Source organism: Streptomyces sp. NPDC086519, assembly GCF_040686075.1.
GTDB classification, from domain to species: Bacteria; Actinomycetota; Actinomycetes; order Streptomycetales; family Streptomycetaceae; genus Streptomyces; species Streptomyces shenzhenensis.
This window is the reverse complement of sequence record NZ_JBFBJL010000131.1, coordinates 1-11,494: the sequence shown is the minus strand read 5'-3', so window position 1 is coordinate 11,494 and position 11,494 is coordinate 1. Positions and strand designations below refer to the sequence as shown.

Below are 11,494 nucleotides of genomic sequence, written 5' to 3'. Positions count from 1 at the left end.
CCGAGTTCCAACACGTACTCGAAGGCCTGACCTTCCACACCCCCACCCTCCCCCTCCTCTCCCACACCACCGGACAACTCGCCGACCCCGACGCCATACGCACCCCCGCCTACTGGGCACACCACATACGCGCGACCGTACGCTTCGCCGACGGCATCCAAGCCCTCGCCGACCACGGCGTCACCACCTACCTCGAACTCGGCCCCGACAGCACCCTCACCGCCATGGCCCGCGAAAACCTGGACCACGACAGTGACACCACCCTCGTCCCCGCACTGCGCCGCGGCGGCGACGAGGTGCGCACCCTCACCTCCGCCCTCGCCCGACTCCACATCGCCGGCGTCCCCGTCGACCTCGGTGTGTCCCTCCCGCCCGTTCACCTTCCCGAGCTGCCGACCTACGCCTTCCAGCGCGCGCACTACTGGCTGACCGGCGAGGGCGGCCCCGGTGCCGCCGATGATGCCGACGCCCGTTTCTGGGATGCCGTCGAGCGCGAGGACCTCGGGTCCGTGGGTGAGGCGCTGGGGGTGCGGGACGGTGCGGAGCTGGACGCCGTCGGCGGGGCGCTGGGCGTGCTGTCGGCGTGGCGGCGCCGGCGTGACGAGCGGGTCGCGGCGGACCGGCTGCGCTACGAGGTGCTGTGGAAGCCGCTGCCCGGCGCCGCGTCCGGGGTGCCGTCCGGCACCTGGCTGGTCGTGCTGCCGGACGGCGGCGATGCCGAGGAGTACGCCGAGCGGGTCGCGCCGGCGCTGGACCGGCAGGGGCTGCGCACTGTCGTCGTACAGGCCGGGGCCGCCGCCGACCGGGGCGGGCTGGCCGAGACGCTGCGGGGCGCGCTGGCGGGAGTGGACGACGTCGGCGGCGTCCTGTCGCTGCTCGCGCTCGACCGGCGTCCGCGGCCGGGCGGTGCCACCCTCACCGAGGGTGTCGCGGCGACCCTGGCGCTGGTGCAGGCGCTCGGCGACCTGGGCTCGGGGCACCGGTTGTACTGCGCCACCCGGGGCGCGATCACCGTCGGTGGCACGGACGGCATCGACGCCCCCGAGCAGGCCGCCGTGTGGGGGCTCGGGCTCGCCGTGGCGCTGGAACAGCCGGACCGCTGGGGCGGGTTGGTCGACCTGCCCGAGGTGTTCGACGAGCGGGCCGCCCGCACGCTGCTCGGGGTGCTGGCCGCCCCGGACGGTGAGGACCAGTTCGCGGTCCGGCCCACGGGCGCGCTGGTGCGCAGGATGAGCGGCCGTCCGCTGCTCCCGGGCGCGACGGCGGGACCGGAGTGGCGGCCACGCGGCACCGTGCTGGTCACCGGCGGCACCGAGGGCCTCGGCCGGCACGCCGCGCGCTGGCTCGCCGAGGCCGGGGCCGAGCACCTGGTGCTGACGGTCTCGTCGGACCCGGAGGCGCCACGGGTGCGGAAGGTGCGTGACGAGCTGAGCGCGCACGGCACGAAGATCACCGTTCGTCAGGTCGACCTCGGCGACCGGGAGGCGCTCGCGCGGCTGCTCTCCGGGCCCGCCGTCGCGCCGGGACTCTCCGGCGTCGTGCACACCGCCGACCTCGCGCGCGTCGCCCAGGCGGACGTCACCACCGTCGAGGAACTGGCGGAGACGCTGGCGGCCAAGGTCGACGGGCTGTGGCACCTCGACGCGCTGCTGACCGGACGGGACCTGGACCTGTTCGTCGTCTTCTCCTCCGTCGCCAGTGTGTGGGGCGGCGGTGGGCAGGGGCTCATCGGTGCCGCCAACGCCCAGCTCGACGCGCTGATCGAACGGCGGCGGGCGCGGGGGCTGACGGCCACCTCGGTGGCCTGGGGTGTGATCGACGGGTTCGGTGTGGCGTCCGACGCCGCTGCGCGGGAGCAGTTGCGCCGGCGTGGTGTGCTGCCGATGGCACCCGAGGAGGCCATGGCGGCGCTCACGCTCGCGGTGCGGGGCGACGACACGCGGGTGGCCGTGGTGGACGTCGACTGGGCGGCGTTCGTGCCCGCCTTCACCTCGCTGCGGCCGAGCCCGCTGATCGGCGACCTGCCGGGCGTACGGGAGATCGTCGACGGTCTGACGGCGGCGGACGATCCCGGCGACGAGTCGGCCTCGGAGTTCCTGCGGCAGCTCGCCGCGGCCTCCGACGCCGAGCGGGAACGCGCGCTGATGAAGGCGGTCCGCGAGCACACGGCACTCGCGCTGGGACACAGCGGCGCCGAGGCCGTGAAGCCGGGGCGCGCCTTCCAGGAGATGGGCTTCGACTCGCTCGCCGCGGTCAACCTGCGCAACACCCTCGGCGCCGCCCTGGGCACCAAGCTGCCCGCCACCCTCGTCTTCGACTACCCCACGCCCGCCGCGCTGGTGGAGCACCTGCGCACCGAACTGCTCGCGGACGCGGCCGACGAGGAGCTGAGCGAGGCGGACGAGGAGGAGCTCCGCCGGACGCTGGCCTCGGTTCCGTTCAGCCGGTTCCGGGAGGCCGGGCTGCTGGACGCGCTGCGGCAGCTCGCCCGGGCGGCCGGCGCGGACGGACCGGACGACGGCGGGCAGTCGCCGTCCGCCACGGCCGCCGCCGAGGAACTCGACCTGATCAACGCAATGGACGTCGCCGGGCTGGTCCAACGAGCGCTGGACGGGAACCGGTTGTGATCGCGCACTCGACACGGTGGGAGCAGCCATGAGCAGCGGCCAGACTGAACAGATCGTCGAAGCGCTGCGCGCCTCGTTGAAGGACAACGCCCGGCTGAGGCACGAGTACGACAAGGCGGTCGCGGCCACCACCGCGCCCGTCGCCGTCGTCGGCATGGCCTGCCGCCTGCCGGGCGGGGTGTCCTCGCCCGAGGAGCTGTGGGAGCTGGTGTCCGGCGGGGGCGACGGCATCACCGGGTTCCCGGCCGACCGCGGCTGGGACCTGGACAACCTGTTCCACCCCGACCCCGACCACCCCGGCACCAGCTATGCCAGCGAGGGCGGCTTCCTGCACGACGCAGGGATGTTCGACGCGGGTTTCTTCGGCATCTCGCCGCGCGAGGCCGTGGCGATGGACCCGCAGCAGCGGATCATGCTGGAGCTGTCCTGGGAGGTGCTGGAGCGGGCCGGCATCGACCCTACGAGCCTGCGCGGCAAGGACGTCGGCGTGTACTCCGGCATCGCCTTCCACGACTACGGCGCCGGAGTGCCCGAGGTCCCCGACGAACTCGCGGGCTTCCTCCTCACGGGCGGGGCGGGCAGTGTGCTGTCGGGCCGGGTGTCGTACGTGCTGGGCTTCGAGGGGCCGGCGGTGACCGTGGACACGGCGTGCTCGTCGTCGCTGGTCACCCTGCACCTGGCGGCGCAGGCGCTGCGCGCGGGAGAGTGCTCGCTGGCGCTGGCCGGCGGGGTCACGGTGATGGCGGAATCGGACGCGTTCGTCGGCTTCTCGCGGCAGCGCGGGCTCGCCCCCGACGGCCGGTGCAAGGCGTTCGCGGCGGCGGCGGACGGTACCGGGTTCGCCGAGGGCGCCGGGGTGCTGCTCCTGGAGAAGCTGTCCGACGCGGTCGAGGCGGGCCATCCGGTACTCGCGGTGGTACGGGGCTCGGCAGTCAACCAGGACGGCGCGTCGAACGGACTGACGGCGCCGAACGGCCCTTCGCAGCGGCGCGTCATCCGGCGGGCGCTGAACAACGCCCGGCTGACCGCCGCCGAGGTGGACGTGGTGGAGGCACACGGCACCGGTACGGCGCTGGGCGACCCCATCGAGGCGCAGGCGCTGCTGGCCACCTACGGCCGGGACCGCGAACGTCCGCTGTGGCTGGGGTCGGTCAAGTCGAACATCGGGCACACGCAGGCAGCCGCCGGAGCGGCCGGAGTCATCAAGATGGTCATGGCGATGCGGCACGGAGTGCTGCCGCGGACGTTGCATGTGGATGCCCCGACACCGCAGGTGGACTGGTCGGCGGGGGCCGTGGAGCTGCTGACCGAGGAGCGGGCGTGGCCGGAGACGGGACGGCCGCGCCGGGCCGCCGTGTCCGGCTTCGGCATCAGCGGCACCAACGCCCACGTGATCCTGGAGGAGGCCCCGGCCGCCACCGATCCAGTGGACAAAGCGGTTTCCGGGAAGCCTCTCCTGACCGGCGCCCCCGTGCCGCTGCTGGTCTCCGGGCGCGGCGAGGCCGCGCTGCGCGCCCAGGCCGAGCGGCTGCGGTCGTACGTGACGGACCGTCCCGGCGTGGCGCTGACGGACCTCGGCCGGTCGCTGGCCACCGGGCGCGCGGCGCTGGAACAGCGCGGTGTCGTACTGGCCGCCGGCCGGGACGCCGCGCTGCGCGGCCTGGCCGCGCTGGCCGAGAACACCCCGGTGCCCGAGGTGGTGCGGGGCGACGGCGGCCCGGCCACCGGGCACACCGTCTTCGTCTTCCCCGGCCAGGGCTCGCAGTGGCCCGGTATGGCGGCCGAACTCCTCGACTCCTCCCCCGTGTTCGCCGCCCGGTTCGCCGAGTGCGACGAGGCGCTGCGCCGCCACCTCGACTGGTCCGTCACCGACGTCGTCCGGGGCGCCGCGTCGGCGCCGTCCATGGAGCGCATCGAGGTGCTCCAGCCCGCGCTGTTCGCGGTGCACGTGTCGCTGGCCGCGGTGTGGACGGCGGCCGGGGTGGCACCGGCGGCGGTGGTCGGCCACAGCCAGGGGGAGATCGCGGCGGCGTACGTCGCCGGGGCGCTGACGCTGGAGGAGGCGGCCCGTATCGTCGTGCTGCGCAGCGCCCTGTTCGCCGAGGAGCTGGTCGGCAAGGGCGCGGTGGCCTCCGTCGCCGCCTCCGCCGACGCGGTGGAGAGGCGGCTCGCGGCGTGGGACGGGCGGCTGGCCGTCGCCGGCCGCAACGGGCCCGCCGCGGTCACGGTCGCCGGTGAGGAGGCGGCGCTCGCGGAGTTCGTGGCCGGCTGCGAGGCCGACGGCCTGCGGGCCCGTGTCGTCGGCTCCACGGTCGCCTCGCACTGCGCCCAGGTCGATCCGCTGCGCGACCGTATCCTCGCGATGTTCGCCGACGTCCGTCCGCGCCGCTCGGCCGTCCCGTTCTACTCGACGGTCACCGGCGGCGCGTTCGACACCGCCGGCCTGGACGCCGAGTACTGGTTCAGCAACGCCCGCCGCCCGGTGGACTTCGAGGCCGCCGTGCGCGAACTGCTCGCCGACGGCTTCGGGTTCTTCGTGGAGTCCAGCGCCCACCCCGTGTTGGTCACCGCCATGCAGCAGCTCTTCGAGGACGCCGGGGCCGAGGCGGTCGCCGTGGGCTCGCTGCGGCGCGGCGAGGGCGGCGCACCCCGGATGCTGGCCTCGCTCGCGGAGGGACACGTGGGCGGGCTGCCCGTCGACTGGTCCGCGGTCCTTGCCGGTGCGGCGGACTCCGACGGGGGCGCCGGGGACGCCGGCGGCCCGGAGCGGCCGGCCGTCACCGACCTGCCCACCTACGCCTTCCAGCACCGGCACTACTGGCTGGAGTCGGGCCAGTGGCAGGGCCACGGCGACGCCGCGAGCCTCGGACTGACACCGGCCGGGCACCCGCTGCTCGGCGCGGTCACCGAGATCTCCGGGACCGGAACCGGCTCCGCATCCGGCTCCGGCTCCGTGCTGTTCACCTCCCGCCTGTCGCTGCGCACCCACCCCTGGCTGGCCGACCACGCGGCGGGTGGCACGGTGCTGCTGCCCGGCGCGGCCTTCGTGGAGCTGGCGGTGCGCGCCGGGGACGAGGTGGGCTGCCCCACCCTGGAGGAGCTCGTCGTCGAGGCGCCGCTGCCCCTGGCCGAGGGCGACGGCGTACGCGTACAGGTCCTCGTCGGCGAGGCGGACGAGCAGGGCCGCCGCCCGCTGTCCGTGCGCTCCCGCCCCGCGGACGCCGACCCCGGCGCGGCCTGGACCCGGCACGTCAGCGGCTTCCTGGCCCCGGCCGCCGGCACCCCGCCGGAGGCCTTGGCCCCGTGGCCGCCGGCCGGGGCGGTCCCGGTCGGCCCGGAGCGGGTGACGGAGGCGTACGAGGAGATGGCCGCCGCCGGATACGGTTACGGGCCGGCGTTCCGGGGCCTGCGCGCGGTGTGGACGCGGGGCGAGGAGGTGTTCGCCGAGGTCGCCCTCGCCGAGGACCAGGGGCTGTCCGCCGACGGGTTCGGACTGCACCCTGTGCTGCTGGACTCCGCCATGCACGCCATCGGCTTCCGCGCCCCGGTCGGCGCCGACGCCGCGCTCGCCCTGCCCTTCGCCTACCGCGACGTCGCCCTGCACGCCGCCGGGGCGACCGCGCTGCGCGTCCGCGTCACCCCGCGCGGCGCCGACGAGGTCGCCCTGCACCTGGCGGACGGCACGGGCGCGCCCGTCGCCACCGTCGGCTCGGTGGTGTCCCGGCCGCTCGCCACGGACCTGCCCGCCATCCGTACCGCCCCCGTCCGCGACCGTTTGTTCCGCGTCGGCTGGGACGAACTCCCCGCGCCCGGCCCCGTCGAGGACGCGCCGCACCCCGTGCCGGTGGCGACCGCCGAGGACATCCGTGAACTCGCCGAGACCGCCGACCTGGGCATCCCCGAGACGCTGCTCCTCGAACTGGAAGCGGCGGCTGACGGGCTGAACGCCGACGCCGTCCGTGACGTCGCCGGCCGGGTCCTCGACCTGCTCCAGACCTGGCTGGCCGCGCCCGAACTGGACGACACCCGGCTGCTGGTCCTCACCCACGGCGCGGTCGCCGTGCACCACGACCGTGAACTCACCGACCCCGCCGCCGCGACCGCCCTCGGCCTGCTGCGGTCCGCGCAGGCCGAGAACCCCGACCGGATCACCCTCGTGGACACCGACGGAGCCCGGGCGTCCCGCGCCCTGCTGCCCGCCGTCCTCACCGGCACCGAACCCCAGCTCGCCCTGCGCGACGGCGTCCGCTTCGCCCGCCGGCTCACCCGCGCCGAAACCACCGGCGCGCTCACCGCCCCCGCGGACGCGGCGGCGTGGCGGCTGGAGCCCGGCAGTGACGGCACCCTCGAAGGACTGGCGCTGCGCCCCTCCCCCGCCGCGCTCGAACCGCTCGCCGCCGGGCAGGTCCGCGTCGAGGTACGGGCCGCGGGCCTGAACTTCCTGGACGTCCTGGTCGCGCTCGGCATGAACAAGGTCGACGCCACCCTCGGCAACGAGGGCGCGGGCATCGTCACCGAGACCGGCCCCGACGTCACCGCACTCGCCGTCGGCGACCGGGTGATGGGCCTGTTCCCCGATGCCGTCGGCCCGCTCGCCGTCGCCGACCAGCGCACCGTCACCAGGATCCCGGACGGCTGGACCTTCCAGCAGGCCGCCTCCGTACCCATGGCCTTCCTCACCGCCTACTACGGTCTGCGCGACCTCGCCGGGCTGCGCGCGGGCGAGACGGTCCTCGTGCACGCCGCCGCCGGCGGTGTCGGCATGGCCGCCGTGCAGCTGGCCCGGCACTGGGGCGCCGACGTCCTCGCCACCGCGTCCCCCGCCAAGTGGGACACCGTGCGCGCCACCGGCGTCCCCGCCGACCGCATCGCCGGCTCCCGCACCACGGAGTTCGAACGCCGCTTCCTCGACGTCACGCAGGGCCGCGGCGCCGACATCGTCCTCGACTCGCTGGCCGGCGACCTGGTCGACGCCTCCCTGCGGCTGCTGCCGCGCGGCGGGCGCTTCCTGGAGATGGGCAAGAGCGACCTGCGCAACCCCGCCGAGGTGGCGACCGCCCACCCCGGCGTCGTCTACCGGGCGTTCTCCCTCCACGAGGCGGGCGACGACCGTATAGGGGAGATGCTGCGGGACCTGGCCGCCCTCTTCGAGCAGGGTGTCCTGCGTCCCCTTCCGCTGCACACCTGGGACGTACGGGAGGCCCCGGCCGCCTTCCGGTTCATGAGCCAGGGCCGGCACACCGGCAAGAACGTCTTCACCCTGCCCCGCCCCCTCGACTCCGACGGCACCGTGCTGGTCACCGGCGGCACGGGCACCCTGGGCCGCCTGGTGGCCCGGCACATGGTCACCGAGCACGGTGTGCGCCACGTCGTCCTGGCCGGGCGGCGCGGCCGGGCCGCCGACGGCGTGCCCGAGCTGGAGGACGAGCTGCTCGCCCTGGGCGCCGCCACCGTCCGCACCGTCGCCTGCGACGTCGCCGACCGAGCCGCGGCGGCCGCCCTGCTCGCCTCGATCCCGCCGGACGCCCCGCTGACCGCCGTGGTGCACGCCGCCGGACTCCTGGACGACGGTGTGATCACCGCCCTGACACCGGAGCGGCTGGCCGCGACGTTCCGGCCCAAGGTGGACGCCGCGCTCAACCTGCACGAGCTGACGGCCACGCTGCCGCTGAGCGCCTTCGTCCTCTTCTCCTCCGGAGCCGGCACCTTCGACTCCCCGGGCCAGGGCAACTACTCCGCCGCGAACGCCTTCCTCGACGCGCTCGCCCGCCACCGGCACGCCGCCGGGCTGCCCGCCACCTCCCTCGCCTGGGGGCTGTGGGGCCAGGTCACCGACATGAGCGCCCACCTCGACGACACCGACCAGCGACGCATGGCCGAGGGTGGCATGCTCGCCCTGTCCGTGCCCGAGGGCATGGAGCTGTTCGACGCCGCCCTGCGCACCCCCGCCGCCGTCCTGGTGCCTGCCCGCATGGACTTCGCCGCCCTGCGCGGCCTGGCCGGCGCCGGCACCCTGCCCGCGCTGCTGGCCTCCCTCGTCCGGGCCCCGCGCCGGGCCGTCGACAACCCGGCGGCGGACACCGACGACCTGGCCGGCCGGCTCGCCAGGGCGACCGCGGGACAGCAGGAGAAGATCCTGCTCGACCTGGTCCAGCAGGAGGCCGCCGCCGTCCTCGGCCACTCCTCCGCCGACGCCGTCGACCCCCACCAGCCCTTCAAGGAGATCGGCTTCGACTCGCTCACCGCGGTCGAGCTGCGCAACCGTCTCTCCCGCCGGGCCGGCACCCGGCTGCCCGCCACGCTCGTCTTCGACCACCCCGCACCCACCGCCCTGGCCCGCTTCCTCCTCGCCGAGCTGGGCCAGGAGGTCGACCCGGCCGAGCTGCTGCTGACCGAACTCGACGCCATGGCCGCGACGCTGGCCGGGACCAGCCCCGACGCATCGACCCACGCCACCGTCCTGACCCGCCTGAACGCGCTCGTCGAGCAGTGGAGGACGGCCGCGGACCCGGCCCACACCGGTACCGATATCGAGGAGTTCGACGTGGACACCGCGACCGACGAGGACATGTTCGACCTCATCGACCGGGAGTTCGGCACCACCTGACCGACCGCGACCTCCGACCACAGGCCCAGCCCAGGCCCCGGCCCGGCAGACCTCCGACGCGTTTCCATCAGGAGCGAACTCTCATGGCAGATGACGGGAAGCTGCGTGACTACCTCAAGCGCGTGCTGGCGGACGCCCGCCGTTCCCAGCAGCGGGTCCGCGAACTGGAGGCCGAGCGGTCCGAGCCGATCGCCGTCGTGGCGATGGCCTGCCGCCTCCCGGGCGGCGTCACCTCCCCCGAGGAACTGTGGGACCTGGTGCGCCGCGGCCACGACGGCATCACGCCCTTCCCCGAGGACCGCGGCTGGGACCTGCCCGGCCTCTTCCACCCCGACCCCGACCACCACGGCACCAGCTACGTCCGCGAGGGCGGCTTCCTGCACGACGCGGGCGACTTCGACGCCGCCTTCTTCGGCATCTCCCCGCGCGAAGCGGTCACCATGGACCCGCAGCAGCGCCTCCTGCTCGAACTGTCCTGGGAGACCTTCGAACGCGCGGGCATCGACCCGACCGCGTGGCGCGGCAAGGACGTCGGGGTCTTCGCCGGCTTCGCGGGCAGCGACTACGGCAGCGAACTCACCAGACTCCCGGAGGAGTTGGAGAGCTACCTGATGACCTCCGGGGCGGGCAGCGTGCTGTCCGGCCGGATCTCCTACACCTTCGGCTTCGAGGGCCCCGCCGTCACCGTCGACACCGCCTGCTCAGCCTCCCTGGTGGCCCTCCACCTCGCGGCGCGGGCCCTGCGCGCGGGTGACTGTTCCATGGCCCTCGCCGCAGGTGTCACCGTCCTCGGCACCCCCCGCGCCTACATCGGTTTCTCCCGGCAGCGCGGCCTCGCCGCCGACGCCCGCTGCAAGGCGTTCGCCGCCGCCGCGGACGGCACGGTCTTCGCCGAGGGCGCGGGCGTCCTGCTCCTCGAACGGCTGTCGGACGCCCAGCGCCTGGGCCACCGGGTGCTGGCGGTGCTGCGCGGCAGCGCGGTCAACCAGGACGGCGCCTCCAACGGCCTCACCGCCCCCAACGGCCCCTCCCAGCAGCGCGTCATCCGCCAGGCTCTGGCCGACGCCCGCCTCACCGCGTCCGACGTCGACGCGGTCGAGGCACACGGCACGGGCACGGCCCTCGGCGACCCCATCGAGGCCCAGGCGGTACTGGCCACCTACGGACAGGGCCGCCCCGCGGACCGTCCGCTGTGGCTGGGCTCGCTGAAGTCGAACATCGGGCACGCCCAGGGCGCCGCGGGCGTCGCGGGCGTCATCAAGACGGTACTGGCCCTCCAGCACGGAATCCTGCCGCGCACCCTGCACGTAGACGCCCCCACCCCGCAGGTCGACTGGTCGGCGGGCGCGGTGGAACTGCTGACGGAACAGCGGCCCTGGCCCGAGGTCGAACGGCCCCGCCGGGCGGGTGTCTCCGCGTTCGGCATCAGCGGCACCAACGCCCACGTGATCCTGGAACAGGCCGCGGAACAGGAGCCGGCCCAGACACCGGGCCCGGCCGCCCTCCCCGTGATGCCGTTGCTCCTCTCCGGACACGGCACGGCAGCCCTGCGGGCGCAGGCACGGCAGGTACGGGACCACGCCGGGGCACACGCGGAGGTGGACCTGCCCGCCTTGGGCGCCGCGCTGGCCCTGGGCCGGGCCGCGCTGCCGGACCGCGCGGTGGTCCTGGCCCGCGACCGGAACGAGGCGCTGACAGGCCTGGGCGCGGTGGCGCGGGGCGAGACGGCACCCGGAGTCGTGACGGGCACGGTGACACGCGGACGGCTGGCTGTGCTGTTCACCGGCCAGGGCTCCCAACGGGCCGGGATGGGGCGTGGGCTGTACGAAGCGTTCCCCGTATACCGCGAAGCCTTCGACGAGGTGTGCGCGGCCCTCGGCGGAGACATCCGCGACGTCGTCCTCGGTGACGACCAGGACCGCCTCGACCGGACCATGTACGCACAGGCCGCACTGTTCGCCCTGGAAGTCGCCCTGTACCGGCTCATCGCCTCCTGGGGCATCACACCCGACATCGTCGGCGGACACTCCATCGGCGAGGTGACAGCCGCACACATCGCAGGCGTGCTGTCACTCAAGGACGCCGCCACACTGGTCACCACCCGCGGACGCCTGATGGAAGCACTGCCCGAAGGCGGCGCGATGGTCGCCGTGGCCACCACCGAGCACAACATCCCCCCACACCCCGGCGTGGACATCGCGGCGGTCAACAGCCCCACCTCCACCGTCCTCTCCGGCGACGAACAACCCGTACTCAAAGC

Annotated in this window: 3 protein-coding genes; all 3 read left to right on the top strand. The window is 75.0% G+C overall.

What is annotated here, in order from left to right:
• On the top strand, window positions 1-2,627 hold a 2,627-nt coding region (locus AB0P24_RS47275; protein ID WP_365805588.1), incomplete at its 5' end, for an SDR family NAD(P)-dependent oxidoreductase.
• A gap of 28 nt (window positions 2,628-2,655) precedes the next feature.
• Window positions 2,656-9,234 carry an SDR family NAD(P)-dependent oxidoreductase gene (locus AB0P24_RS47270; RefSeq protein ID WP_365805586.1) on the top strand — a complete coding sequence of 2,193 codons (6,579 nt, stop codon included), beginning with the start codon at window positions 2,656-2,658 and terminating at the stop codon, window positions 9,232-9,234.
• An 83-nt stretch (window positions 9,235-9,317) separates the two neighbouring features.
• Window positions 9,318-11,494, top strand: a 2,177-nt coding sequence (locus tag AB0P24_RS47265; RefSeq protein WP_365805584.1) for a type I polyketide synthase, incomplete at its 3' end; no start/stop codon positions are given.

Excerpts from the sequence above, each read along its gene's own strand:
- AB0P24_RS47270 (WP_365805586.1), top strand. The coding sequence starts at position 2,656 with ATGAGCAGCGGCCAGACTGAACAGATCGTCGAAGCGCTGCGCGCCTCG.